At 39.9% G+C, this 26901-nt stretch carries 27 protein-coding genes and 1 other RNA gene; 7 read left to right on the top strand and 21 right to left on the bottom strand.

What is annotated here, in order from left to right:
• Positions 1 to 10: 10 nt before the first annotated feature.
• The 4 genes from FLM54_RS02420 to FLM54_RS02405 form a co-directional block, all read right to left on the bottom strand.
• A complete protein-coding gene (locus FLM54_RS02420) occupies positions 11 to 244 on the bottom strand; it encodes a hypothetical protein (protein ID WP_075170457.1) in 234 nt (77 codons plus the stop codon).
• A complete protein-coding gene (locus tag FLM54_RS02415; RefSeq protein WP_178954949.1) occupies positions 241 to 1848 on the bottom strand; it encodes a PepSY domain-containing protein in 1608 nt (535 codons plus the stop codon). The genes FLM54_RS02420 and FLM54_RS02415 overlap by 4 nt, the downstream gene beginning before the upstream one ends.
• Complete coding sequence (locus tag FLM54_RS02410) at positions 1845 to 2132, bottom strand: hypothetical protein (RefSeq protein ID WP_138608102.1); 288 nt, start codon at positions 2130 to 2132, stop codon at positions 1845 to 1847. Before FLM54_RS02410 ends, FLM54_RS02415 begins: the two co-directional genes overlap by 4 nt.
• A 378-nt stretch (positions 2133 to 2510) precedes the next feature.
• Positions 2511 to 3458: a YihY/virulence factor BrkB family protein gene (locus FLM54_RS02405; RefSeq protein ID WP_178954947.1), complete on the bottom strand. Its 948-nt coding sequence runs from the start codon at positions 3456 to 3458 to the stop codon at positions 2511 to 2513.
• 122 nt (positions 3459 to 3580) lie between these two features.
• On the opposite strand from FLM54_RS02405, the gene FLM54_RS02400 reads away from it, so the two are divergent.
• A complete protein-coding gene (locus FLM54_RS02400; protein WP_178954945.1) occupies positions 3581 to 4684 on the top strand; it encodes a mechanosensitive ion channel family protein in 1104 nt (367 codons plus the stop codon).
• A gap of 246 nt (positions 4685 to 4930) precedes the next feature.
• Here FLM54_RS02400 and rnpB read toward each other — a convergent pair.
• Together rnpB and rsmI are read right to left on the bottom strand one after the other, a co-directional pair.
• An RNA gene (gene rnpB / locus FLM54_RS02395) (RNase P RNA component class A) lies at positions 4931 to 5296 on the bottom strand.
• Between the two features lie 42 nt (positions 5297 to 5338).
• On the bottom strand, positions 5339 to 6196 hold the full coding sequence (rsmI, locus tag FLM54_RS02390; protein ID WP_076919878.1) for a 16S rRNA (cytidine(1402)-2'-O)-methyltransferase: 858 nt from the start codon (positions 6194 to 6196) through the stop codon (positions 5339 to 5341).
• A gap of 60 nt (positions 6197 to 6256) precedes the next feature.
• Between rsmI and FLM54_RS02385 the strand changes: the two genes are divergently transcribed.
• The 4 genes from FLM54_RS02385 to dolP all read left to right on the top strand — a co-directional run bounded on the left by FLM54_RS02385 (position 6257) and on the right by dolP (position 9812).
• Positions 6257 to 8137 (top strand): penicillin-binding protein activator, encoded by a 1881-nt coding sequence (locus FLM54_RS02385; RefSeq protein ID WP_178954943.1) that lies wholly within the window; start codon positions 6257 to 6259, stop codon positions 8135 to 8137.
• Between the two features lie 9 nt (positions 8138 to 8146).
• Positions 8147 to 8518, top strand: a complete 372-nt coding sequence (locus FLM54_RS02380; RefSeq protein ID WP_178954941.1) for a YraN family protein — start codon at positions 8147 to 8149, stop codon at positions 8516 to 8518.
• A gap of 141 nt (positions 8519 to 8659) precedes the next feature.
• Positions 8660 to 9253: an SIS domain-containing protein gene (locus FLM54_RS02375; RefSeq protein ID WP_008110721.1), complete on the top strand. Its 594-nt coding sequence runs from the start codon at positions 8660 to 8662 to the stop codon at positions 9251 to 9253.
• The gene (gene dolP / locus FLM54_RS02370) at positions 9246 to 9812 is read left to right on the top strand and encodes a division/outer membrane stress-associated lipid-binding lipoprotein (RefSeq protein ID WP_008468380.1); all 567 of its coding nucleotides are present in this window, start codon (positions 9246 to 9248) and stop codon (positions 9810 to 9812) included. Before FLM54_RS02375 ends, dolP begins: the two co-directional genes overlap by 8 nt.
• Before the next feature lie 612 nt (positions 9813 to 10424).
• Here the strand turns inward: dolP and FLM54_RS02365 are convergent.
• The 10 genes from FLM54_RS02365 to FLM54_RS02320 all read right to left on the bottom strand — a co-directional run bounded on the left by FLM54_RS02365 (position 10425) and on the right by FLM54_RS02320 (position 17770).
• Positions 10425 to 10862 (bottom strand): ClpXP protease specificity-enhancing factor, encoded by a 438-nt coding sequence (locus tag FLM54_RS02365; RefSeq protein ID WP_008110860.1) that lies wholly within the window; start codon positions 10860 to 10862, stop codon positions 10425 to 10427.
• The gene (gene sspA / locus FLM54_RS02360) at positions 10862 to 11488 is read right to left on the bottom strand and encodes a stringent starvation protein SspA (protein ID WP_008110861.1); all 627 of its coding nucleotides are present in this window, start codon (positions 11486 to 11488) and stop codon (positions 10862 to 10864) included. Before sspA ends, FLM54_RS02365 begins: the two co-directional genes overlap by 1 nt.
• Positions 11489 to 11567: 79 nt before the next feature.
• On the bottom strand, positions 11568 to 12311 hold the full coding sequence (locus FLM54_RS02355) for a cytochrome c1 (protein ID WP_109875379.1): 744 nt from the start codon (positions 12309 to 12311) through the stop codon (positions 11568 to 11570).
• Positions 12308 to 13573, bottom strand: coding sequence for a cytochrome b (locus FLM54_RS02350; RefSeq protein WP_010390662.1), 1266 nt, complete (start codon positions 13571 to 13573; stop codon positions 12308 to 12310). Before FLM54_RS02350 ends, FLM54_RS02355 begins: the two co-directional genes overlap by 4 nt.
• Positions 13573 to 14163, bottom strand: a complete 591-nt coding sequence (gene petA, locus FLM54_RS02345) for a ubiquinol-cytochrome c reductase iron-sulfur subunit (protein ID WP_010390661.1) — start codon at positions 14161 to 14163, stop codon at positions 13573 to 13575. The genes FLM54_RS02350 and petA overlap by 1 nt, the downstream gene beginning before the upstream one ends.
• 551 nt (positions 14164 to 14714) lie before the next feature.
• Positions 14715 to 15062, bottom strand: a complete 348-nt coding sequence (locus FLM54_RS02340; protein ID WP_178954939.1) for a four helix bundle protein — start codon at positions 15060 to 15062, stop codon at positions 14715 to 14717.
• 198 nt (positions 15063 to 15260) lie between these two features.
• Positions 15261 to 15653 carry a 30S ribosomal protein S9 gene (gene rpsI / locus FLM54_RS02335; protein WP_024600778.1) on the bottom strand — a complete coding sequence of 131 codons (393 nt, stop codon included), beginning with the start codon at positions 15651 to 15653 and terminating at the stop codon, positions 15261 to 15263.
• 8 nt (positions 15654 to 15661) lie between these two features.
• On the bottom strand, positions 15662 to 16090 hold the full coding sequence (gene rplM, locus FLM54_RS02330; RefSeq protein WP_008110876.1) for a 50S ribosomal protein L13: 429 nt from the start codon (positions 16088 to 16090) through the stop codon (positions 15662 to 15664).
• Positions 16091 to 16446: 356 nt separating this feature from the next.
• Positions 16447 to 17256 (bottom strand): bifunctional DNA-formamidopyrimidine glycosylase/DNA-(apurinic or apyrimidinic site) lyase, encoded by an 810-nt coding sequence (gene mutM / locus FLM54_RS02325; protein WP_010390658.1) that lies wholly within the window; start codon positions 17254 to 17256, stop codon positions 16447 to 16449.
• A gap of 13 nt (positions 17257 to 17269) precedes the next feature.
• Positions 17270 to 17770 carry a hypothetical protein gene (locus FLM54_RS02320; protein ID WP_178954937.1) on the bottom strand — a complete coding sequence of 167 codons (501 nt, stop codon included), beginning with the start codon at positions 17768 to 17770 and terminating at the stop codon, positions 17270 to 17272.
• Between the two features lie 117 nt (positions 17771 to 17887).
• Here FLM54_RS02320 and FLM54_RS02315 point away from each other — a divergent pair, with 117 nt between their 5' ends.
• Positions 17888 to 18811 carry a manganese-dependent inorganic pyrophosphatase gene (locus FLM54_RS02315; RefSeq protein ID WP_013464036.1) on the top strand — a complete coding sequence of 308 codons (924 nt, stop codon included), beginning with the start codon at positions 17888 to 17890 and terminating at the stop codon, positions 18809 to 18811.
• 298 nt (positions 18812 to 19109) lie between these two features.
• Positions 19110 to 20489: an MBL fold metallo-hydrolase RNA specificity domain-containing protein gene (locus FLM54_RS02310; RefSeq protein WP_178954935.1), complete on the top strand. Its 1380-nt coding sequence runs from the start codon at positions 19110 to 19112 to the stop codon at positions 20487 to 20489.
• Positions 20490 to 20844: 355 nt separating this feature from the next.
• Here FLM54_RS02310 and FLM54_RS02305 read toward each other — a convergent pair whose 3' ends face one another.
• The 5 genes from FLM54_RS02305 to FLM54_RS02285 all read right to left on the bottom strand — a co-directional run bounded on the left by FLM54_RS02305 (position 20845) and on the right by FLM54_RS02285 (position 26773).
• Positions 20845 to 22011, bottom strand: a complete 1167-nt coding sequence (locus FLM54_RS02305) for a nucleotide sugar dehydrogenase (protein ID WP_178954933.1) — start codon at positions 22009 to 22011, stop codon at positions 20845 to 20847.
• 121 nt (positions 22012 to 22132) lie between these two features.
• Positions 22133 to 23245 carry a non-hydrolyzing UDP-N-acetylglucosamine 2-epimerase gene (gene wecB / locus FLM54_RS02300; RefSeq protein WP_178954923.1) on the bottom strand — a complete coding sequence of 371 codons (1113 nt, stop codon included), beginning with the start codon at positions 23243 to 23245 and terminating at the stop codon, positions 22133 to 22135.
• A gap of 59 nt (positions 23246 to 23304) precedes the next feature.
• Positions 23305 to 24543 (bottom strand): UDP-N-acetyl-D-mannosamine dehydrogenase, encoded by a 1239-nt coding sequence (gene wecC, locus FLM54_RS02295; protein ID WP_178954921.1) that lies wholly within the window; start codon positions 24541 to 24543, stop codon positions 23305 to 23307.
• 2 nt (positions 24544 to 24545) lie between these two features.
• On the bottom strand, positions 24546 to 25841 hold the full coding sequence (locus FLM54_RS02290) for a WzyE family oligosaccharide polymerase (protein WP_178954919.1): 1296 nt from the start codon (positions 25839 to 25841) through the stop codon (positions 24546 to 24548).
• Complete coding sequence (locus FLM54_RS02285) at positions 25841 to 26773, bottom strand: LPS O-antigen length regulator (protein WP_178954918.1); 933 nt, start codon at positions 26771 to 26773, stop codon at positions 25841 to 25843. Before FLM54_RS02285 ends, FLM54_RS02290 begins: the two co-directional genes overlap by 1 nt.
• Positions 26774 to 26901 lie beyond the last annotated feature (128 nt).

Below are 26901 nucleotides of genomic sequence, written 5' to 3'. Positions count from 1 at the left end.
ATGCTATAATTTAGCGCACTGAAATAGATTTACCAAATACAAAAGCAACCATTAAATTTATCAATAAAGCCGAAGCAATACTAACAAAAGAACCTGCAATACTTCCATACTCAGCTATAAAACAGATAAGTGCGCCAATAAACACAACGAGACTTAGCCAAGTGCTTGCTGGGCGCATCAATCTTAGTAATAAGCTACTTACAACTAACAATCCACATCCAAGTATTAAATAAATAACTGTCATATAGTCACCTCTTGTGTTGTTGGCTTTATTAGTACTTGTCGCTTAGCCATGATCCGCTGACTTACATAGATTATTAAGCCACCAATAAATAAAAAACTAATATCAACAACAGTAACTAGCGTGTTATTTGAACTAAAAGCATGGCTTGACGACAGTAACATGTTTAAAGGCAACACAGACATGCACGAACCACCAGTTATAAGCAGTGTGACTTGCAAATAACGATAATAATTAATCGGTAACACTGCAAATAAACACCAAACTAGCCATGAAAGAAAAAATAAAGGTCCGAAGTAGCCATTGTGCAATTGTACTGGGATGAAGTTATTAAGTAATACTTGCAAAGGGAATAATATGGCAGTAGCCAATACTAAGCCTCCACAGCTACCGATAATAACCCTATTCCATCGTTGATAAGCCACTTCAGAAAGAGTCGGATTGCTACCCCTTGTGCGCTTGGTTAACCACATCATAATTCCAGAAAGTGGTAATAATGCAGTAGTTAAACCAAGGAGTGCCCAAACTAACTTTACAAAAACGCCCGCAAAATTACCAAAGTGTAGCGGGAATAATAATTCAAGTACTTTAATAGCAGGGCCAGGAATGTCACCAAAGCTACTCATTGATTTACTAAACTTACCATCTCCGCTGTATTGCAGTAATTGTGATGCAACTGCATCGCCGCCAATAAGACGTAAGTAAACTTGAGCATTCGCATCATTATGCGCCATAACAGTTAAATCAATAACTTTCGCTTTTGGGTAACGTGTTTGGGCATCAAGCAAAATAGTATCTACAGCTGTTGCTTGGTAATTATTAGAAACAATGGTTTCAGGCATCGCGGTAAATTTTTCCACCAACTTATCTTGATCTCCACCAAAACTCACAAAAGCGGCGGCGGGAAGTAATATAACGGTTGCAAGACCTAAAAAAGCTCCTGTAAAGCCGATGATGGCATGAAAAACGCTTCCCCAAATACCCATCACTTTGTGTGCATCGTTCACTACCACATCAAGACCTTTTTTACGTCTAAATGTAAATAGCTCTTTTATTATTTGGCGGTGAATAAATAAGCCCGTCACAACAGACACCAATAAAGTTAAACCTAAAAAGCCAGTAAGAATAAGCCCTATTGGTCTGCCTAAATGTAAGTCAGCATGAAAATGCCCAATAAACGATGGCGCATCAGTTTTACGGTGCTCATAAAAATAATCTGCAGCACCATAATATTGGTTTACCAAATTAAAATTACGAGGGTCAAATTGGTAAGCATAAGCAGCCTCTTCGTCATAATTTTCATCGCCATCGTGAGATTCAAATAAAATCGTCAATAAATGCGTATTATGCCCAGTTGGTAAATACACGTGGATATTTTTACCAAACTCTTTTGGTACTTGTTGGTGATAATGGTTAATTAACGTCATCACCTTTTCACTTGGCACTGTATCCAATTGATGTAACTCTGGGTTGGCCCAAATTTTTAGTTCTGGGCGGCTAAGTACAGCTAACGCACCGGTAAAGCAAACAATAAAGAGCAAAATACCTGTAACAATACCAACCCAACTATGCAGTAAAAATAGCTTTTTTAGTGAAATAGATCTCATCCCTGTCCTCCTTGTAAAGCCATAAAACTAAGCCCTGCATGGCTTAACAAAATAACTAACATAACAATAAAAGGCTGCCATGCGCTTTTAGCCATGTAAGCGTATATAAATAACGCAGTCCAAATAAAAGGAAAAAGCATTATAGGTATTAATATCTGCTCTTCCATAGCGAAAGGTAAATAGGTAGTCATGCCAGGGATCATCACTACAGCCGTAATTAACGCAAGTAAACAAGCCAGAATATGGCGTCGCTTAGTTGCTGTAAAAGTGTGTTTTTTATTCATTATTATTTGCCTTATCAATGCAGCTTAGTCCCACCATATAGAAACCAAATTACACTTCGTCCAAACCTGAAACGTTATACTGCTACCACATAATTAAGCACAGCAATAAAATTAAAAATGATAACCATTTGCATTATAATATTTATTTAATTAACTAAACAAATATAAATAGCAAATAATCCATGCACAAATGCCAAACATGGCTCAGCTAACGGCAATTGACGCTTAGTTAAATATATAAAAGATGGTAATCGGGTATAGCCAGAGATTTTAAATGAAAACAAGGCGAACTTACGCGTTAATAGCTAGGGTCTGTAGATTCAACGTAATTGTGCTGAAAATAGCTGCTTGAGATAGATTTATTATCCAGAGTTCAGATTATTTAGTATCGAGGTGGTCTGCAACATAAGCACCTCGCTGCCCTCTTTTTTTATCTGGGCCTACTGTGCTGTCTTGCGCTGTTTGCTGCTCTAACGCTGCATTAATTGTAGCTCCTAAAATAATGATATAAGCGCTAATAAATAGCCACATAAGCATAATAACCACCCCGCCTAAAGAGCCATATGTTTCGTTGTAACTGGCAAAGTGAGATACATAAAATGAAAAGCCAAAAGATGCCACAATCCATAATACTGTGGCAGTGAATGAGCCTACGGTAACCCAGCGCCACTTAGCTGCTTTTCTGTGAGGCGCGTAACGATATAAAATTAACAATGCAAAGTTAAAGGTTAGTGCCAGTAATGGCCATGAGATAAGCATGATTAAAAAATCAATACTTTCTTTTATTCCTAACAGGTTAAGTGCTAACGGTAATATACCGATAATTACCAATGCTATAACCGCCACCACAATCGCGCCCACTGAAAATAGTAAACGTACAAGTTGCGCCTTAAAAAATGAACGCTTTTCGTATTCTTGATAACTAATATTACACGCGGTGATCAAAGCTTGGCTGCCCTTAGAGCTGCTCCAAATAGTGATCAGTAAAGTGCCTAGTGCGCTAAGACTTAAACTGGTTTGAGACTTTTGCGCAAGACTCGAAACCTGAGACAAAATAATCTCTTGGGTACTTTGCGGCAATAAAGCCATAAATTGACTTAAATACGCACTAATATCATTCGGTGAAGCAAAATAAGCATACACAGACACCAACGCCGCAATGGCAGGAAAAATAGCAAGAAGTGCATAAAAGGCCACGCCTGCTGCCACCAAAGATAAATTATCACGGCTCATTTGTTTTATAATTCGCTTTGCAATATCCCACCAGCCACGCAGAGGGATATGGTTAGGCTGCTTGGCTCTTTGGCCACGCTTAAAGTCACTCATAGTTAACTCCCTTTTCCTAATTAATTGCAAGATGTTTGCCAAACAAATACTCCTTGGTATTAAACTTGCTGCTATTGTTTTACACAGACCCTAATTAACTCAACCTAACACGGATGGCTCCTATGCTCAGCGCTTTAATTGCAACACTCGCTAATAACGCATCTATTCCTGCAATCGACACCGTTCAGCCAAACTCGGTTTCATGGGACTTTTTAAAAGAGCAAAGCGTGCAATTACTACACTCATTCGTGCAATTACTGCCCACTTTGTTTCTAGGGATTATTATTTTGGTGATTAGTTATTTAATCGCCACCCCATTATCACGCTTGTTAATAAAGCCCGTTACTTACATAACCAACAGTAAATTAGTACACCTAGTTGCTAGGCGTGGTATTAGTACCTTAATTATTTTACTTGGGTTTTACCTTTTCTTACGTTTGGCTGGCTTGACTGAATTCGCGGTCGCTATTATGAGTGGCACTGGGTTAATAGGCCTTATTTTAGGGTTTGCCTTTCGGGATATTGCTGAGAACTTTATTGCCAGTTTACTTTTGAGTGTACAACGTCCATTTAAAATTGATGATGTAATAGAAGTAGATAGCAGAATAGGTATAGTTAAAAAAGTAACTGCACGGGCAACCACTTTAGTTGACTTCGATGGCAATCATATTCAAATACCCAATGCGACTGTGTATAAAAATACCATTAAAAACTTAACCGCTAATCCAAAGATGCGCGGTCATTTCACAATCGGTATTGGCTACGATAATGACATTCGCGGCGCACAAAGTCTTGCTATTAGTGTTATAAAAAAACAAAACTCTGTGCTTAGCGATCCACCTCCTCAAGTATTGGTTGATAACTTAGGCTCCGCCACTATCAATTTTACTGTTTACTTTTGGGTCAACGGCGAACAATACAGCATTGTTAAAGTAGCCTCACAGCTAATGCGAGAGTTAATTAACAGTTTTACGCAACATAATATAAGTATGCCTGACGATGCTAGAGAGCGTGTATTACTCAATAGCCAAGGTGAAGATATTTACCCCACAGCAAGCGAAGCTAAAACAGAGACAACAGAAAAAACTAAAGAGAAACCACATACTCAAAAACATAAAACCACAGAGCATGAACACAGTATTGATGATGTAAGCAGTGATACGGATGATATTCGCGAGCAAGCCGATGAATCGCGCGATCCGGAGCAGGGAAAAAATATTATATAGATAGGTTCGAGGTTCGAGGTTCGAGGTTCGAGGTTCGAGGTTCGAGGTTCGAGGTTCGAGAAATTTAAAAACCTTGCGGTTAACATTACAAGGTTTTTTATGCCTTAAAGCGATACTTAGTCTCGCGTCGGGGTTAGGTTTTAAGCCCGCAACCCGAAGCTCGCCGCCCCCCTCCCGCCTGGAACCTGACAGCTTGTCTCAAACACAAAAAAGCCCGCAGCGTTAACTGCGGGCTTTTTTATTGAATGAGTGAGTTAGCCGGTAAGCCGGGTTCTGTCCTTTCCGAAGAAAGTGATAATCATTCGTCTAGGCCATAAATTGCTCTATGGCTCAAGCAACCTACCCGGTTCCAACGTGGGCCACGCCATAAGGAACCCTATTTGGTCTTGCTCCGAGTGGAGTTTACCTTGCAACCGACTATTACTAGCGGCCCGGTGCGCTCTTACCGCACCCTTTCACCCTTACCAATCCGAAGATTGGCGGTCTTCTCTCTGCTGCACTTGTCGTGGGCTCACGCCCCCCAGCCGTTAACTGGCACTCTGCCCTGTGGAGCCCGGACTTTCCTCCCCCTGATCATTTTCGTCACAGGCAGCGATTATCTTGGCTAACTCGGCGCGCAGTATACATGAGAGCACCGCACTACGCAGTAAACATTTACTGTTTTTCTTCAATAATTGTTTTATACAGCGCGTTTTTTTTCATACCGAAGTAATCGGCTACTACACCACACGCTTTTTTCATTGGCATTTCGTTTTCAAGTAACGCTAACATTTTACGGGCTTCTGGCGGAATATCGTCAACTACCTTAGCTTTCCCTGGCAGCATGAGTACTATTTCACCGCGTTGCTTGGTAGGATCGTCAGTTAAAAACTGCTTTAACTCACTCACTGTGCCATTAAAAAAGGTTTCAAAGGTTTTAGTTAGCTCTTTGGCAAATACCACTTGCTGCTCACTACCTAGCGCCACTTCTAAATCGTCAAGGCTTGCCATAATACGATGGGTACTTTCATACATAATACTGGTAATACTTGAGTTAACCGCATCTATAAAAAAGTCTTGTCGCGCTTTACTTTTAGCAGGTGTAAAACCAATAAATTGAAAACGGTCAGTAGGTAACCCAGAACAACATACCGCCGTAATAGCAGCACATGCGCCAGGCACGGGTGTTACACTTGCGCCCTGCTCACGACATAAGTTAACCACCGCATAGCCAGGGTCGCTTATAAGCGGCGTGCCTGCATCAGAAACTAATGCAATATTTAACCCTTGATTAAGTTGGTCGATAATTTGCTGCGCTTTTTGCTTTTCATTATGGTCATGTAACGCAAAGGTTTTAGCCTTAATACCAAAGTGGCTAAGTAGCTTACCAGTATGGCGAGTGTCTTCAGCCGCGATTAAGTCAACCTGCGATAATGTCGCGATTGCACGCTGACTTAAGTCGTCATAATTGCCGATTGGGGTGGCAACAACGTAAAGAGTGCCAATTTTCTGTGAATTCTCCTCATTTAACATTGAGGTCTCCTGCGTCAGTCAGTAATATAAGCAAATCGCGTTAACGTATGGGAAATCTTTGTGCGACTTAAACTAGTTAGTCTATTAATTATATTGTCAGGGTTATCGGCGTGTAGCACAACCGAAAAACCAATTAAAACCAGCGATAACTTAAGTAACAGTGCCAATACGCTGAAAAATGAAGCACTAAATGCGCAATCTATTTACCAATTAGCGCAAAACCGCTATGGCGCTGATAAAATCCAGCTGCTTTATAGTGCTCGTGATAGCGCAATTACAGAAGAAAACTGGCCACTACTCGAAAAAATATGCACTGAACTTGCACTTACCGCCAGTGTTGATCAAATTCAAAATCGTTTATACATTGCCTTTGCGCAAAAAGAGCAAAATAAAAATCAGCAAGCACTTGAGGTACTAAACACGCTTGGGGGGCAACTTAAGCAACCTGAGCATTTTGCTTGGCACCAATTTTTAACTGCCAGCATTTTTGCGTCGCAAGACTTACCAAAACGTGCAGCTCCTTACTTTTTTGCTGCCTCTGAATCGGTAGCAAAAAATAATATTTCTATCCCTAAACTTAATGACGCACTTTGGCATAATTTAAAGCAGCTTTCTTCATACGCATTAGAGCGATTTAACCGTGGCTCGGTTATTCAACAAGGCTGGGTTAACTTAGCTTTGTATCATCAGGTTTATGCCAACAGCTCTGTTGATTTAGACCAAGCGATTAATAATTGGCGCCGCCGTTACCTTGGGCACCCTGGTAGCAATGTTTTACCAAAACAAGATACTTACGCCAATGAATTAGCACCACTAAATATTGAACGCTTAGTTGTGCTATTACCTCAGTCAGGTGCTAACAAGCGCTTAGGGGATGCATTAAAAGCCGGCATACTGGCTGCACTTGATAAAAAAGAGATTAGCGAAACGCTGTTTATTGATGAAAATACCGAAACCGAAGCGTTGAGCGCACAGATTTCGCAATTACAACCAGACTTTGTTATTGGCCCGCTATTAAAAGCCAATATAGATAAGCTCGCTAATACCAATACATTACTCGATATACCCACATTACATTTAAATACCTTTGATGGCGAACGAACCTCTTTGCAGCACTACTTTTTTGCGCTTAATCCTGAGCATGAAGTACAACAAACTCTAGAGCATTTTTTAGCGCAAGGTTATCAAAAACCTATGTTGCTAGCGCCAAATAATACCAATGGTCAGCGCTTAATTGACTACTTTAACCTGCAATGGCAACGCTATAGTGAAACAACCACACAAGTTGGCTTTTACAACGACAATAAAGATATGCCCAATACCATTACCAGCTTGCTAGAAGTTGATAAATCAAAAGAGCGTATTAAATCGGTTAAAACACTTTTTAATAAAGAAGTAGAAAGTGAAACCCGTTCACGTGGCGATATTGATGCAATTTATATATTAGGTGACGCCATAGAGACCCGATTAATTAAGCCTTATCTGGATGTTAACGTAAGCACCTTTGCCGACAGAATCCCTATTTACGCCAGCTCTAAAAGTCATAGTAAGCAAATAGATACCACTGACAAAGGCGATTTAGATGGGCTTTACTTTACCGAACTTCCTTGGATGTTAGACTCACAAATTACGCAGCATAATCTACGTAAGCAATATAATGATTTATGGCCTGAACAGGCTGATATTAGCCAACGTTTATTTGCCATGGCCTACGATGCCGTCGCCATGCTGAATGATATTAGACAGCTGAGCATTACACCCGATAAATACTTTTCAGGCTTAAGCGGTAAATTATCCATTAATAGTGCCGGTGATATTGAACGTTCACTGCAATGGGCGCAGTACAGCAATCGCCGTATAAACCCAGTGGAATTAAAGACGCAACGCCCTGTGCCGCTATTTATGCAATCAGCAAACGATGGCATAACCATAATTAACTAAGGGGTTAGCATGTCGTGGTTTAAACAGCTGTGGCAAAATAGTCGTGAAAAAGGCCAGTATTATGAGCGCCAAGCGCAAAAGTATTTAGAAGCGCAAGGTTTAAAAGCGATTGAGCGTAATTACTACTGCCCCTACGGCGAACTTGATGTCATTATGAAAGACGGTGACATCTTAGTGTTTGTTGAAGTTAAGTTTCGTAAAAATAACATAAAAGGCGGCGCTAATTATGCGCTAAGCCCGCAAAAGCAAGCTAAGTTAAAGCGCACTATTTATCATTACCTTGGTGCTAAAAACTTAAAAAACCAGCCATTACGTATTGATTACGTAGCTATAACAGGCGAACCGTCATTACATATTAACTGGCTGAAAAACGTATTTTAATGTCTGATGTATAAAAATAAGACGATTACAACAGCTTCATGTTGAGCATACAGTTAAACATTAGCTAACGCCTAAAATAATTACCTTTTAATAAAGCCGGTGTGAGCTCACACAGAATTAGAGATAAATTGTTGGTAACCCATGCAAGATACAATTAAAGAAATTTTTAAAGAAAGTATTCAAGTTCAAATAGCCGCAGGCGAAGTGTTGCCAAGCGCGTTAGAATCAGCGGCATTTACCATTGCACAAAGCCTGATCAATGGGAATAAGTTGATCTGTTGCGGTACTGCAAATTGCCATATGCTGGCGCAACACATGGCAGGCGTACTGGTTAATTTTTACGAAACAGAACGCCCTTGCTTACCTGCAATCGCTCTCTCACAAGAAAATATTAACCTTGGCCAAGGCAATCAAATAGATGACCACGATACCTTTGCACGCCAAGTTCGCGCCTTTGCTCAGCAAGGTGACTTATTATTGGTACTTGCCATTAATGGTAATGAAAAACACATAATTTCTGCAGTAGAAGCGGCACTTACCAAAGATATGAAGGTCATAGTAATGGTAGGCGATGATGGCGGCGAACTCGTTGGCTTGCTTGGCCATAACGATGTAGAAATTCGTACGCCGTCTAAACGCCCGAGTCGCATTATTGAATCGCATTTAGTGAACCTTCACTGTTTAAGTGAGTTGGTGGATTTAACTCTTTTCCCTCAGGACGAAAATTATGTTTAAACGCTCCCTAATTATTTTAGGCACTGTTGTGTTATTACAAGGCTGTGCCGCTGCTGTGGTCGCCGGTACAGCCAGTGCTGTTACTGCCGCTAACGATAGACGAACCATTGGGTCACAAATAGACGACAACAACATTGAAATAAAAGCCAGCATTGCTATTAGTGAAGATGAACGCCTTAACAAGTTTGCTCATATCAGCGTTATAAGCGTAAATGGCGTGGTTTTAATGGTAGGCCAAGTGCCTAACCAAGAAATGAAAAACCAAGCGTTTAAAACCATTGAGAACCTATCTGGTATCCGCAAAATTCATAACCAACTTCGCATTGGCTCTAATATTGGTATCACCACGCAAACACACGATTCATGGTTAACCTCAAAAGTAAAAGCGCAGCTTTTAGCGGCTGAAAATATCAGCAGTAATAATATAAAAGTAGTGACTGAAAATGCCGAAGTATACTTAATGGGGCTAGTATCTGACGCTGAAGCAAACCAAGCCGTTAATATAGCTCGCAACATCTCTGGCGTAGAGCGAGTAGTTAAAGTATTTGAGTATTTGTAAAAGTCTCAGGTTCGAAGTTCGAGAAATTTAAAAACCTTGCGGTTAACATCGCAAGGTTTTTTTATACCTGTAGGCGGGAGTTTACCTCACGCAGGGTTTAGTAAAATGCGCGGCATAAAGCCCCGCCTACAAAACCATTTTGAACCACAGAGTACACAGAGACGCTTCGCGCTACACAGAGAAGACAGGACAAATAAAACATGCCTTTAATCATTTCCTCTGTGTGCTCTGCCCACTCTGTGGTGAATAAAATCTCTTTAAAATCTTTTTGCACAAAGAGAAGTGAATGAGGAGTAAATGAGAAAACAACAACCATTAGCCCAACTAATTAATTCGAGTCTCTAGGCCCGTTGGTCGCCTCTCGCAGCCCGCTGCCCAATGCCGTGAACCCAAACACCCTGCTTGGCTTAATCTCTACCTAACACCTAGACCTAATACCTAAAACCTGCTCTTCACTTTAGACCAGACGCGGTGTAAACCCGCTGCTGCACCAATCAATCTTAACCCGCCTCTCGCCGCCCGCTACCCATTGCCCGTTGCCCGTAAACTTTCATATTTATACAGACATAAAAAAAACCGCTTATTAAGCGGTTTTTTTCTAACATTTACGGGCTATTTTATAACGCGTAAATGTGAGCCTTTTTTCTTTTCAGGCTTGGGAGCTGGCGTTTCATCAACTATCTCTGGTGATGAATCGACACTTTCAAGCTCTGGAGCAAAATCGTCTTCGTCCTCTAAAAACTCATCTGCAGTAAAGACCGTGCCTTCGCCATTTTCACGTGCATATATTGCAAGTACAGCCCCTAAAGGCACGTACACTTGCATTGGCTGGCCGCCAAAGCGCGCGTTAAAGCTAAGCTGAGTATTATCTAACGAAAACTGCGTAACCGCCGAAGGGCTTATGTTCAATACAATTTGGCCATCTTGGACAAACTGTGTTGGCACTTGCACTGCAGGAAAGTCAGCATTCACCACTAAGTGTGGCGTGCATTCGTTATCAACAATCCAATCAAAAAAAGCGCGTAGTAAATAAGGACGATTAGAAGTCATTATAAACGGATCTCACGCTCTGCTTCAGTTAAAGAAGCTTGGAATGATTCACGTTCAAATAAACGGATCATATACTCTTTAAGTTCTTTAGAGCCTGCACCATTAAGCTCAATACCAAACTCTGGTAAACGCCATAATAGTGGTGCTAAGTAACAATCAACTAAGCTAAACTCTTCACTCATAAAGTAAGGCGCTTCACTAAAGATTGGTGCTATTGCAAGTAATGCTTCTGTCAGCTCTTTACGAGCTTGCGCGGCATCAGATGTGTTGTTAATGATTTTTTCAGCTAGGCTGTACCAATCAGTATCAATACGGTGCATCATTAATCGACTACGACCACGCATGACCGGATATACAGGCATTAGTGGAGGATGAGGAAAACGTTCATCAAGGTATTCCATGATGATGTTTGCCTGATATAAACCAAGCTCACGGTCAATCAGTGTTGGCACTGTGCCGTAAGGGTTAATTTCGTGAAGTGCTTCTGGCAGGTTATCCTTTTCAGCCATATGAATATCTACACTTACACCTTTTTCAGCAAGTACAATGCGTACTTGGTGGCTATACATACAGTTAGCACCAGAAAAAAGGGTCATTACAGGGCGCTTATTGGCAGCTACGGCCATGCCTACCTCCATTAAATAACTAAAACAGCAATAGGGGCTTAAGCCCCTATTGCAAAATTACCTTTAAATATGTTCAAACTTAATGAACATCTCTCCAGTATTCTTTCTTCAGCATAAATGCCAAGATAAATAGGATAATTAAAAATCCGATTACCTTAATACCTAGCGCTTCCGACTCGAGACGTGTAGGTTCACCTACATACTCTAGGAAATTCGTTAAATCACGAACTGCTTGGTCATATTCATCTACACTTAATTCACCCGTACCATCTGTTTTTGTACCAGTAATATGAGTGGTTGTTTTACCATCTACTGTTACTTCTTCAGTAATTGCAGTAGGAACACCTTGCAACTCTTGAAGAACATGTGGCATACCCACCGATGGGAATAACGTATTATTTACGCCAAACGGACGAGATTCATCTTTGTAAAACGATTTTAAATAGGTGTAAATCCAATCACTGCCACGCACACGCGCAACGTTAGTTAGATCCGGCGGAGCCGCACCAAACCATTTTGCAGCATCTTCTTTTGCCATCGCGTTAAGGATATGACCACCCACTTTTGAACCATCAAAAATAAGTTGCTCTTGACCAATCTCTGTTGGAATACCAATGTCACGGAAAGTACGTTCATAACGTTGATACTGCATTTGGTGACAACCAAGACAGTAGTTCATGAACAACTTTGCGCCACGCTGCAAAGAAGGTTGATCAGATATATCGTTACCCGCTTCCATTAGAGGAACTGACGGGCCTGCCGCCATTGCAGGTAACACGTTTACTGATAAAGCAAATAAACCTATTAATAGCTTTTTCATCATTTCGTTAACCTCTCAGGCAATGGCTTAGTTTTTTCATTCTTACTGTAAACGAATAACAGTACGAAGAACATAAAGTAAGTCACAGTACAGACTTGCGAAACAATCGTTTTAAAATCAGTTTGTGGTGTAGCACCAACCCAACCTAAAAGAACGAAAGTAACAACAAAACCTGCAATGTTCCATTTGTGGAAACCACAACGGTAACGAACTGAACGAACCGAACCACGGTCAATCCAAGGTAATAATGCTAGCACAACAATTGATGCACCCATTGCTGCAACACCCATTAGTTTGTCAGGGATTGCACGTAAGATTGCATAGAATGGCGTGAAGTACCAAACAGGGAAAATATGCTCTGGTGTTTTAAGTGGGTTAGCTGCTTCAAAGTTTGGCGCTTCTAAGAAGAAACCACCCATAGCAGGCATAAAGAACACAACCCAGCAGAACAAGATTAAGAAACCAACCACGCCCACAATATCTTTTACTGTGTAATAAGGGTGGAACGGAATCGCATCAATAATGTCTTTTTTATCAGTGTAGTATTCATGGAACTTAAATTTAGGCTTGTCTTCTTCAGCCACAGTTCCTTTTTTACGTTTGTTATCAATACCGTCTGGGTTATTAGAACCCACTTCGTGTAGTGCAACAATGTGTAAAAATACTAAGATAACAATAACCAATGGCAGTGCAATTACGTGTAATGCGAAGAAGCGGTTAAGCGTTGCACCTGAAATTACATAGTCACCACGGATCCACAGTGTTAAGTCATCACCAATAACCGGGATAGCCCCGAATAATGAAATGATTACCTGTGCACCCCAGAACGACATTTGGCCCCATGGTAATAAGTAACCCATGAATGCTTCAGCCATTAGGGCTAAGAAAATGAACATACCGAATAACCACAGTAATTCACGTGGTTTTTGGTAAGAACCGTATATCATGCCACGGAACATGTGCATGTAAACAACGATGAAAAACGCAGATGCACCCGTTGAATGCAAATAACGTAATAACCAACCGTACTCTACATCACGCATGATGTATTCTACTGATGCAAATGCACCTTCAGCAGATGGTACATAGTTCATCGTTAACCAAATACCTGTAAGTATTTGGTTTACTAGTACTAACATAGCTAGAGAGCCGAAGAAGTACCAGAAGTTAAAGTTTTTCGGTGCTGGATACTGTGCAATGTGCATATTCCAAACACGTGTCATTGGGATACGGTCGTCTATCCACTCAACAATTTTACCAAACATTAGGCCACCCCTTGTTCTTCGCCCACTAAAATAGTGGTCTCATCAAGAAAAGTATATGGTGGAATTTCTAAATTTAATGGTGCAGGTACCGATTGGAATACACGGCCAGCCATATCAAACTTAGAACCGTGACATGGACAGTAAAAACCATCATCAGTCCCTTCCACTTTCTCACCAAAGCCACCTTGTAAAAAGCTAGGTGAACAACCCAAATGCGTACAAATACCTACAGCGACAAAAATCTCTGGGCGTAATGAACGGAAATCATTGGTTGATGATTCTAATTGTTGTGGCTCTTGCGATTGCGGATCACGAAGTTGACCTTCATGTTCTTTCATCTGCTCAAGCATTTTTGGGGTACGTGATACAACCCATACAGGTTTACCACGCCACTCGACACGTATTAATTGTCCTGGCTCAAGTTTGCTGATATCTACTTCTACAGGCGCACCCGCAGATTTAGCTCGCTCACTTGGATTCCAAGACGCAATAAAAGGAACAGCAGCCCCAGCCGCACCAACACCACCAACAACAGAGGTAGCTATGGTTAAAAAGCGACGTCGGCCATTGTCTACAGGCGCATTGCTCATCCACTTATCTCCACTATGATTCTCAACACTTGCTATATTGAGAACATCAGTTACAGCAGGTTAATTTTTCGAATTTTAAAAGAGAAACGATCATAATTAAAACCCTTGTTTAAAACAAGGTTATTCACAGCCTCCTGCTCGAATAAACCTGACTTGCTCAAATAGTTGATTAAGTAAGCTCGAGTATGAAACCAAATGACTATAGTATCGCTTCCGTAAAAACAATTTGTAAACAAGTACAATCTCACCAACTAAGTACAGTAACAACTGAATTTGGCGACATTAAACTCATTCACTTTATTTGCCCGCCAATTGTAGCAAAAAAATTCACCAATTAACTGATGGATTTAAACTAATTGCGATAATTATTTAACTTTTTTTGCGTTAGTCGGTCATTTTTAAGCTTTCGTTCAATAAATACGCATGCTTTGCCTATTTTGATCAAGCTAATGTCGACATTAGTCGTAAGGGGAGAATTGAAGGTTAAAGGTTAAAGGTTAAAGGTCAAACATACTCATATATTTTTGAATGAATATTTAATTTTGAACCTCTTAATCCCAAGCATCGATTGATTTCATCAATGCTGAAATCATACGGGAAAGTTCACGAGTCTCCTCAATCCATTCACTAGCCTCTGTCGTGTCAACTTCACCTATTTTTAGTGCAATGTAAATTTGAGAGCGTAATTCTCCACAACTCCCCTTAGAGTATGATAAAAATCGAATATAATCTTTAGGAGTTATTCGTTCATAACCCTCTGCTATATTTGAAGAAATTGAAAGTGCAGATCGTGTTATTTGATCTTTTAAACCAAACTCTTTGCTCTGCTTAAAATGTAAATAAATCTCGCAAGCTAAATCGGCTGAACGTTGCCATACCCTTAAATCTTCAAACCTCATAACATAACCAGTCAGCTAAAACATGCTTAACTTATAACTATAAAATAAGAAAGACACAAAGCTTAGATCAAACTTATAGCTTGAACCTTGAACCTTGAACCTTGAACCTTGAACCTTGAACCTTGAACCAAAATCTTATAGCTACAAAACAAAAAACCCAGCATAAGCTGGGTTTTTGAATTCTTGATAACGTAAAAATTAACGTTTTGAGAACTGTGGACGCTTACGCGCTTTCTTAAGACCCACTTTCTTACGTTCAACTTTACGTGCATCACGAGTAACGAAACCTGCTTTACGAAGTTGTGGACGTAGTGACTCGTCAAACTCCATAAGTGCACGAGTGATACCGTGACGGATAGCACCAGCTTGACCAGTAGTACCACCACCGGCAACGGTGATGTGAAGGTCAAATTTTTCAGTCATGTCTACAAGCTCAAGAGCTTGACGAACAACCATGCGTGCTGTTTCGCGACCAAAGTACTCTTCTAAAGAGCGCTTGTTGATTACGATGTTACCAGTGCCTGGGCGTAAGAATACGCGAGCACTTGAACTTTTACGACGACCTGTACCGTAGTATTGATTTGCCATGATAGTGCTCCTTAAATGTCTAGAACCTGAGGCTGTTGTGCAGCATGGTTATGCTCAGTACCCGCGTAAACTTTAAGTTTGCGGAACATAGCGCGGCCTAAAGGACCACGTGGCAACATGCCTTTAACAGCTTTTTCGATGATCATTTCAGGCTTTGCAGCTTGAAGTTTATCAAAAGTAGTAGACTTAAGACCACCTGGGAAACCAGAGTGAGCGTAGTACACTTTATCTTTGAATTTGTTACCAGTAACAGTAACTTTCTCAGCGTTGATAACGATGATGTAATCACCAGTATCTACGTGTGGTGTGTACTCAGCTTTGTGCTTACCGCGTAGGCGATGAGCGATTTCAGTAGCGATGCGACCTAAAGTTTTATCTTCAGCGTCAACTACGTACCAGTCACGTTTTACTGTTTCTGGTTTAGCAACAAACGTTTTCATTTATAAAAATCCAATGTTTTTCAATTAAAACCACAGGTAGTTATTATTAACTACCGCTCTAAGTATGCTACAACCCCTTCGAGTTTTAGACTTTTTCGCCGCTCACAAGTGGCTAAACTATATGAGGACATAGAACGCAACGTGGCAGACGCGGGAGTATACCAGCACTTAAACTACATTGCTACCGGCCGGTTGTTTTTTCCGCAAAAAGTTTTAGGCTCGAGTGTCGGGCTACAGGGGGCGAGGTACGAGCTTCGAGATTCGGGGTTCGTAATCCATAGCCCGACGTCCGTAATTCGTTACCCGTCGCCCGTGAACTTTAACCTCTATCTAAAATCTAACACCTAATACCTTTATTATTTCTGACACACCTCACAAAAAACGGTGCTGCGTTGGCCTAGACGAATTTCTGTTAGTGCTGTGTCGCAATTTACACAAGGCTGGCCTTTTCGGCCATACACTAATAGCTGCTGCGCAAAGTAGCCTGGCTTACCGTCACTTTGGGCAAAGTCTTTCAGCGTTGTGCCGCCTTGAGTAATTGCTGCGGCTAGGGTGTCTTTTATAATTGGGATTAACGCTTGGTAGCGTTTAAGGCTTACCTTACCTGCTTCTTTTCGCGGATCGATACCTGCTTTAAATAATGATTCGTTAGCGTAAATATTACCAACCCCCACCACCACGGCGTTATTCATTATAAACTGTTTAACAGGCACTTTTTTATTACGAGATTGCTCATAAACACGTTTAGCAAAAAAGTCATCGGTGAGTGGCTCGGGGCCTAATTTAGCAAGTAACTTATGCTCTTCATTGGGGGCTTGCCATAAACAGCAACCAAAGCGACGTGGATCGTTTAAACGCAGCGCCTTATTATTCGCTAAAATAAACTCAACATGGTCATGCTTTTTAAGTGGCTCATTGGCGTTCACAACCCTCAAGTTACCCGACATACCTAAATGCAATATAGCCGAGCCTAGCTCGCATTCTAACAATAAGTATTTTGCACGTCGTTCAATACTGCTAACCACTAACCCCTCAAGTTGATACACCTCATCTGGCACAGGCCAGCGCATACTGGCATTATGAATATTTACCTTAGTCACAACTTGGTTTAGCACATGGGGGGTAATACCCATACGGCTAACTTCTACTTCTGGTAATTCAGGCATTAATAAAACTCACTTATGAAAAGGTAAAACTTGGAAATAATTGTTTTGCAGTAGTTAAATCGAGCAACAATAATCGCTGACTGGTTTTATCGAATAGATAATACTGACCATTCGCCTCAAATAATAAGTACACCCAAGGTAGGGGCTCACCGGCGAGTTCAAACGTGGCTACCGATAGTGGCTTATTCATATCAAGCGCATCAGGTGTGATGGTGGTCATCAACGCGGTATTTTGCCATAAATAAACTAGCTCACTAAGTTGCTGCTCTGAGCCTTGCCAACTAAGCGGTACATTTTTTTGCAAAGTAGTAGTACGCCAACTAGTGCCAATACGGTCAATTTTTTGGTCGATAAATTTAAGTGTTAATACAAAACTTTGCACAGGAAGTAGTGGCTGAAATTGCGCCTGTGTTTCATCATTCCCTATGTTTTTATGCAGTCCATTTAAAAAGAAGATCATAATCAACATCGAAAAAATAATAACATTGTTCCAACCTTTTCGGCCGAGTTGCATGTGGGTCTTCCAATTAATAATATCGATTTAAAGTGTAACCAAAACTTAATTACACTGTCTATATGTTAAAACCCAAAGACTTTGCTAGAATATCGGCAAATTTTAAGGAGTTTAGTCATGTCAATGTATGTAGTGGGCCATAAAATCCCAGATTCAGATTCAATATGTGGTGCAATTGCACTGGCTTATTTAAAAAACCAAATTGATGAACCAGCAATCCCAACTCGCCTAGGTGAAGTTTCACCTGAAACACAATTTATTTTAGATAAATTCGGTTTTGAAGCACCTGAGCTAAAACTTAGCTACGCTGGCGAAGACGTTTATATTGTAGACCACACAGAAAAAACCCAAGCACCTGACGATATTGATCAGGCTCGCGTAGTGGGCGTGGTAGATCATCACAAGCTAGGTGATTTAACCTCATCAACACCACTTGAGTGTTGGATCCGCCCTGTTGGTTGTTCTAACACCATTATTAAAATGATGTATGACTTCTACAACGTTGAGATCCCTAAAGATATTGCTGGCATTATGCTTTGCGCTATTTTAAGCGACACGGTTATCTTCAAATCACCAACCTGTACTACTGCCGATATTAAATGTGTTGAAGCGCTTGCAGAAATTGCAGGCATTGAAGACTTTAAAGAACTAGGCATGGACATGTTCCGCGTTAAATCAGCCGTTGAAGATACGCCAGTACGTGACTTAGTAATGCGTGACTTTAAAGACTTTAACATGAACGGTAACCTCGTTGGTATTGGTCAGTTAGAAGTTATTGACCTTGCGGTATTTGACGAGATTAAAGCCGATCTTGAAGCCGACATCGCGAAGCTTAAAGAAGAAGGCGGTCGTCACTCGGTATTTTTACTTCTGACCGACATTATGAAAGAAGGCTCACAAATGCTAATTGCATCAGACGATGCTAGCCTAGTTGAGCAAGCTTATGGTGAAAAACCAGAAGACGGTAAAGTATGGCTAGACGGCGTATTAAGCCGTAAAAAGCAAGTAGTGCCACCACTACAAGACGCTTTTAAGAGCTAGGTTCGAGGTTCGAGGTTCGAGGTTCGAGGTTCGAGGTTCGAGGTTCGAGATATTTAAAAACCTTGCGGTTAACATCGCAAGGTTTTTTTATGCCTGTAGACGGGTTCATCCCGCGTCAGTATTAGGAGCAAGGTGCTAGGTCCTCTTGGCTCGTGGCTCGTCCGTTACGGTATAAAGACCCTCCCACATTAAAATACCTGCTATATTTACCTATAAAATAAAGACTTAGGCTCTAAGTGCTAGGATTCGAGCTTCGAGCCGTAACCCGAGGCCCGCAGCCAAAACATAAGGACATAAAATGCAAATACTTCACCACGGAGCGGTAAATGGCGTAACAGGCTCGTGCCACCAGCTGATAATAAACGATCAAAGCTCTTTTCTAATTGACTGCGGACTATTTCAAGGTGAAGATTCTGTTGATGATCTTAATATTGAATTTAATATAGATACAGTCCGCGCGCTGATCGTTACCCATTGTCACATCGATCATGTTGGCCGAATCCCCTACTTATTAATGGCTGGCTTTAAAGGACCCATATTTACCTCTATTGCATCGGCTAGTTTACTGCCACTAGTGATTGAAGATGCATTAAAAGTGGGCGTCACACGCGATCAAAAAATAATAGATACCTGCCTAAGGTTACTTAAACAGCAAATTATTGAAGTTGATTTTAAAACCTGGTTTGAGCTTCCTTGCAAAGGTGAACACATAGCCAAAGCCCGTCTACAACGAGCAGGGCACATTTTAGGCTCCGCTTATGTTGAAATAGATATAAGCATACCAACTCGTAAAGCTAAAAACTGCCATCGGGTCGTATTTTCAGGTGATTTAGGGGCGCCCTATACGCCTTTGCTACCCGCACCTAAAGCGCCCTATAAAGCCGATACCTTAGTAATTGAGTCAACCTATGGTGATAAAAACCATCAAGGACGAAAACAACGTACGCAAACCTTAAAAGCTGTGATTGAGCGCGCAGTTGCCGACAACGGTATCGTGCTTGTGCCTGCATTTAGTATAGGCCGTACACAAGAGCTGTTATACGAACTTGAACAGCTAATTCATGCCTCAACTAAAAACTCACCTTGGCGCACAATACAAGTAATACTCGACTCCCCGATGGCGACTAATTTTACTCAGCAGTATCGAAAATTTAAATATTTATGGGATGAAGAAGCAAAACAAAAAGTAGCCAAAGGCCGCCATCCTCTCGACTTTGAAAACCTCACTACAATAAATACCCATAGCGAGCACTTAGCGTTAATAAATTACCTAGCCACCCGCCAAAAACCTGCAATTATCCTAGCTGCAAGCGGTATGTGCACCGGCGGACGAATAGTTAACTACCTAGAGCGATTTTTAATCGACAAAACCACCGACGTACTATTTGTAGGTTACCAAGGCAGAGGTACTTTAGGTCGCGACATACAAACCTATGGCCCAAAAAATGGCTATGTATTTATAAATAATACCCACATTAATATTAACGCCAAAATACACACAATAAGCGGCTACAGCGCCCACGCCGATCAAACTGGTTTAATTAAATTTGTAACCGGTATGCGCAAAAAACCCCGCCATATAAAAATAGTCCACGGCGATGATGACGCTAAAAATGCACTCGCTACAAAGTATAGGGAAGTACTGGGTGATGATGTAAAAGTTGAGATTGGGAAGTGAGGAGACAAATTCGAGGTTCGAGGTTCGAGGTTCGAGATATTTAAAAACCTTGCGGTTAACATCGCAAGGTTTTTAAATATCTGTAGTAGCGGGTTCACCCCGCGTCGTTATTAGGTTTTAGGCCCGTCGCCCATGAACATAAACCAAACCTGCGCGGCATAAAGCCCCACCTACGTCTAATCCAAACACCGTGCTTGGCTTAATCTCTACCTTATACCTAGAACCTTTGTCTTTAACCAGACACGAAATAAAACCGCTGCTACACCAGTCAAACTTAACCCGTTCCTCGTCGCCCGTAACTCGTACCTCGCAGCCCGTCGCTCGCAGCCCGTATACTTAAGCCTTAAACGATATTTTAATCACTACCAAATAAATCACGCGTATAAACTTTATCAGCAATATCAGCCAGTTCATCAACCATACGGTTTGATAAAATAACATCTGAAAGCTGCTTAAATTCATTTAAATCTTTGATTACCCGAGAATGATAAAACTCATCAGCATCAAGTACGGGTTCAAAAACAACAACTTCAATTCCTTTTGCTTTAATGCGCTTCATAATACCTTGAATGGCAGAGGCTCTAAAGTTATCCGAACCCGACTTCATAACTAACCGATAAACACCGACAACCTTAGGTTTACGATTAATAATTGATTCCGCGATGAAATCTTTTCGTGTTCGATTCGCATCGACAATGGCGCCTATAATGTTATTAGGAACATCTTTGTAATTTGCTAATAACTGTTTGGTATCTTTAGGTAGGCAGTAACCACCATAACCAAATGAAGGGTTATTGTAATGGTTACCTATGCGTGGGTCTAAACCAACCCCTTGAATAATTTGCTTACTACTTAATCCATGTGCTTCAGCATAACTATCAAGCTCATTAAAATATGCCACTCGCATTGCTAAGTACGTATTAGAGAAAAGCTTTATTGCTTCAGCTTCTGTTGAGTCGGTAAATAGCACCTCAACATCTTGCTTTATAGCACCTTGCTTAAGTAAACCTGCAAATGTTGCTGCTCGCTCGCTTTGCTCACCCACTACAATACGTGACGGATACAGGTTATCGTAAAGCGCCTTACCTTCACGTAAAAACTCAGGCGAAAAGATAATATTTTGTGTCTTCAAGCGTTTTGATATAGATGAAGTAAAGCCAACCGGAACGGTAGATTTAATAACTATCGTTGCATCAGGGTTTATTTCTAATGCTTCTTCAATTACTCTTTCTACAGAGCTAGTATCAAAATTATCTGTATCACTATCGTAATCAGTAGGAGTTGCAACAATAATAAAACCGGCATTATTGTATGCACGTACTTTGTCAGAGGTAGCAATAAAGTTAATATCATTGCGAAGTAAGTATTCGCTTATTAATGGATCTAAAACGGTAGAAGACTTGTTGTTTAACAATTTAATTTTACATTCATCAATATCTAAACCAACCACTTCGTTATTTTGGGCTAATAACATGGCGTTTGACAATCCAACAAACCCAGTACCTACAACAATAATTTTCATAGGCTTCCTTTAGGAGAATATAAAATAAATGAGCACACAAGGGCTAATAACTTCGTTAACATCCATATTAGTCCATTTTTAGTAATAGAGTTAATCGTTTCATTAAGTCTACAAAAAAGGCTTATTCTAGTAAGCCTTTAATAATACGCTCACAAGCTAAACCATCACCGTACGGATTATGCGCTTTACTCATAGCTTTATACACTATGTCATCATCTATTAATTCGCTAACTGAACTAACTATTTTATCGACATTGGTACCAACAAGTTTAACCGTACCTGCTGCTACTGCTTCAGGGCGCTCTGTTGTATCACGCATTACAAGTACAGGTTTACCTAAGCTTGGAGCCTCTTCCTGCACTCCGCCAGAGTCGGTTAAAATTAAATATGAACGATCCATTAAAAATACAAATGGTAAGTAATTTTGCGGTTCAATAAGCATTACATTTGGTTTATCAGCAAGTAACCTATTTACTGGCTCCTGTACATTAGGGTTTAAATGCACCGGATAAACAAAATTAAAATTTGGATATTTAACTGCTAATTGCGAAATAGATTCACAAATGCGTTCAAAACCACCACCAAAGCTTTCGCGTCGATGCCCTGTTATTAATACATAAGGCTTAGTAATAATATCAGCAAACTTTTCAGTCATCATTTTTTGCGTACTTTGCATTGGTAGTACGGTATTTTTAATTTGTAGTAAAGCATCTATAACTGTATTACCAGTAATAACGATGTCTGATTTAGATACATGTTCGCGTAGTAAGTTATCTGCTGATGCTTGAGTGGGAGCAAAGTGTTTAGCGGTAATTACGCCAGTTAAGGTACGGTTTGCTTCTTCTGGCCAAGGACTATACAAATCGCCTGTTCTTAAACCTGCTTCAACATGCCCTACTTTAATTTGTTTGTAAAAGGCCGCCATTGATGCCGCAAACGTCGTTGTAGTATCACCATGAACTAAAACCCAATCAGGCTTAAATTCTTCTAATACATCGCGTAAACCTAATAATATCTTACTGGTAATATCGTATAAATCCTGACCTGACTTCATTATATTTAAATCATAATCTGGCTTTATTTCAAAAAGAGCTAACACTTGATCAAGCATTTCACGATGCTGCGCTGTTACACATACTCTAGCTTCTATCTCAGGGGTATTTTCCAAAGCTAATACAAGAGGAGCCATTTTAATCGCTTCAGGGCGAGTACCAAATACTGTTAAAACTTTCATTTATGTATCCATATACAAAAGCCCACCATATTGGCAGGCTTAAAAAACTAATATTGGGTTTAAAAAATACCGCGGCTATCAACAATTACTTTTTTAGCAATTTGCTCAGGAGCAATATTTTTAAATTCTGTATGGTCAACTAATACGGCAAGCGTATTGCAGCGCTCTAAAGCTTCTTCTGAAGTCACTAATTCAACGCCTAGTTTAGATAAAGACTCAGGTAGCTTAGTGATATTTGGTTCTACAACCAGAACTTCTGCATCGCTTTTTTGCGCTAACATTTTTGTTATATCAAGTGCTGGGCTTTCACGTAAATCGTCAATATCTGCTTTAAACGCAATCCCCATACAAGCAATTACAGGCTTTTTAAACTGATCAGCAGCATCGAGTATTTGTTGTAAAACATAGTGAGGCTTACTATCATTCACTTCACGAGCTTGGCGTATCAGTTTAGCTGTATCTGGCGCTGAACTTACAATAAACCAAGGATCAACTGCAATACAGTGACCACCTACACCTGGGCCTGGATTTAAAATATTAACACGTGGGTGGCGGTTAGCCAGTTTAATAAGCTCCCACACATCAATGCTTAATTTATCGCAAATCATCGAAAGTTCATTAGCAAAAGCAATGTTGACATCACGAAACGAGTTTTCAGTTAGCTTAGCCATTTCAGCTGTACGCGCATTTGTAAGTAAACATTCACCTTTAACAAAAGTTTTATATAAAGCAACCGCTTTTTTTGAGCATGCCTCAGACATACCGCCAATAACGCGATCATTTTCAACTAATTCACGTAGAACATGACCAGGTAAAACGCGCTCTGGGCAATGTGCTACGTTTATGTCAGCTTCACTGCCATGTGTTTGTGGAAATGTTAAATCTGGTCGTGACTCTGCTAACCAATTTGCAAGCTCTTCAGTAGCACCTACAGGAGAAGTTGATTCCAATATAACTAGGTTTCCCTTTTCAAGTACAGGCGCAATTGCTTTCGCGGCAGACTCTATATAGCTTAAATCGGCTTCGTAATTTTCTTTAAAAGGAGTAGGTACTGCCACCATGAACGCATCTGCTTTTTCAGCTATGGTAGTCGCTTTTAAGTTACCAGCTTGTACAGCGCTGCGTACAACCATATCGAGATCGGGTTCAACAATATGTACATTACCCGCATTTATCGTATCTACAGCGTGCTGGCTAACATCTACACCAATCACTTTAATACCGCGAGAAGCGATGACCGCAGCTGTTGGCAAACCTATATAGCCAAGGCCTACTACTGATACTTTTTTAAACTCCATTATTACTCCGAAATAACTCTGGTTAACTTATCAAGCTTATTGGCTTGTGACATTCGCTCAAATATGAACAAGATCATCATTGAAGCTAGCCAAATAAACAAAAATGTACAAAAAATTAGGATTGCCTTATTAAAAAATAACTCAATAGACTCCCGCACCATAAAAAACGAGAAGGGTAAAATTGTATATGAAAAAAGCACTAAAAATGGCTTATTACAAAACATCATCCTCTCAAGAGCGCAGGTTATAAATACCACAACTAAGCATCCAAGAAATATTCCCAATCCGCCACCCATTATATAAACACCACCAAGGAGAGTAGGTGAGATAATGTAAGTTCCTCTGTGGATTCCAAGAATCGACTCTGTAAAAAATAATGCATTTGTTAATGGAATAACGGGTTTCTCTGGCCAGAAAGCTCTAGGTATAAGAGGGTTAAATTGCGCCATAACATAATCAAAGCCTTTATAATACTCATCACCACTTTCAAAGTATTCTAATATTTTATTAAATGAATCATAAGGTGAAAGACTGTCGATTAGGTACCTGAATCCGAGTTCAATAACATCGTCACTCATTCCTTGTCCATATCTAACAAACGCTAAATAATTTATAAATCCAATTAGTAAAAGTGCCGCAAAGAAAATGCTTTTTAAAGAGACTAAACTTAGCCTTTGCCCTATAATTATTACACCTATTATACCAGCAGCTAAAATATTTCTAGAACCACCTAACGTAAAATAGACTAACATCCCACCAACCACGCTCACCGCCAAGGCTAAAAAAAGACCTTTAAAATTTTTTCTATCCATTAAAATTAACATTGCGGCAGGAATAAATAGAAAAAAGAAAATCATGAAAATACCGTTACCTGCGCTAGAAGATAACCTATGCCCATAATTACCGGCACTAAAACTCATTCCATTTAAAAAAACATACCCAAAAATTGAAATAAGAAAAAAAGCTAAACTAGATGTAATCAGTACCTGTCGTGATTTATCATCATATATAGTTAAGGGCACCGGCGATATTTTTCTAACTCCAAAATAACCAAGAATCACAAATGTGCTATAGAAAAACGTACTCCACCACAACCCCTCAGTTAATATATCATCAGGCAACATCTCGTAGCCTAAAAAGTAGCCAGCTGCTAAGTTCAATGGGATCCAAGAAAAGTTCGTTAAATATATAAAGCAACTTACTAAGAGGTAAAAGCCTACCCTATTATTTGAAAGCTTTAAAGATAAAAGAAGCAGAGAAACACTGACAACAAAAACTATTGCTATTTCAAACTGCATTATTTATTCCTGGCATTCACAAACCTAATAATAGAAATTAGTAATGCAATACACACACCTAAAAATGTTATTCCTAAACATATGAGAGCTCGTTTGGGGCTTTGCTTTTCTTCTGGTATATAAGGTGCTTGAATAACATTTAATGCAAAGTCTTTTTTGGTTTTTGATACCATCATCTTTTTTAATTGATCTTCTATTAAATCATACAAAGAAGCTCTTACTTCCGTATATTCTGCTTGTTGCAAATACCCATTTAAAAACTTTAAATTATTGTTTACTTCTAGCAATTGAAGCTCTCTTTCGAACTCATTAAACTCTTCAATGAGTAAAGATAGCCATTGCTTTGCAATTTCAGGACTATAAAAGTCAACAGACAGTTTAAAAACCGCTTTTTTTCTATCGAAACTCACCTTAAATATTTCTCTAAACTTCTTATATGCTTCTTCATTTGTCGGTTCTGGTAATAGAGGATAATCTACATCTCGAAGCCATTTATTATTATTAAAATCATATATAGAACTATCATAAACAAGCGTATTCGAACTTTGTGTCCAATCTTCAGCAGCAAAAAGAGGGATTTTAATATTATGCTTTTTCAGGAAAGGGATTAAAAAGTCTCTAGACTTTAATTTTTCTTCTAAATGAAAAACCGCTTTTTCATCACCTCCGCCTAAGCTAATACCAGCTAATGAAGCAACACCACTCAATTGACCGAGCATACCAGCAACGCCTCCACCAGATGACTCTGTAGAGGTTAGTAAAGATTCACTGCGATATTGGTTTGGTATCGAAAGTGCGAAAAAAACACTAAAAATAGCAATTGATAAAACAAACAATATGTTAAAAACTTTATACTTTAAGATTGAACCTATAACAATTTCAAAAAAATCATTATATTCAGCTTTTACTACATTAACTTTAACATCCGTCATTTCACACTACTCTTAATCATTCTTTAATACACCTATGGCATGAATTATGACACAGCTCGTTTTGCTTTGATATTTCTATAAACGAATGCAATACAAACTGGTAAATTGCTGGGCAGTATAACCTAACT

This window comes from Pseudoalteromonas sp. Scap25 (assembly GCF_013394125.1).
In the GTDB taxonomy this organism is placed as follows: domain Bacteria; phylum Pseudomonadota; class Gammaproteobacteria; order Enterobacterales; family Alteromonadaceae; genus Pseudoalteromonas.
Note: the sequence above shows the minus strand (reverse complement) of the source record. Positions and strands in the feature narration are given on the sequence as shown.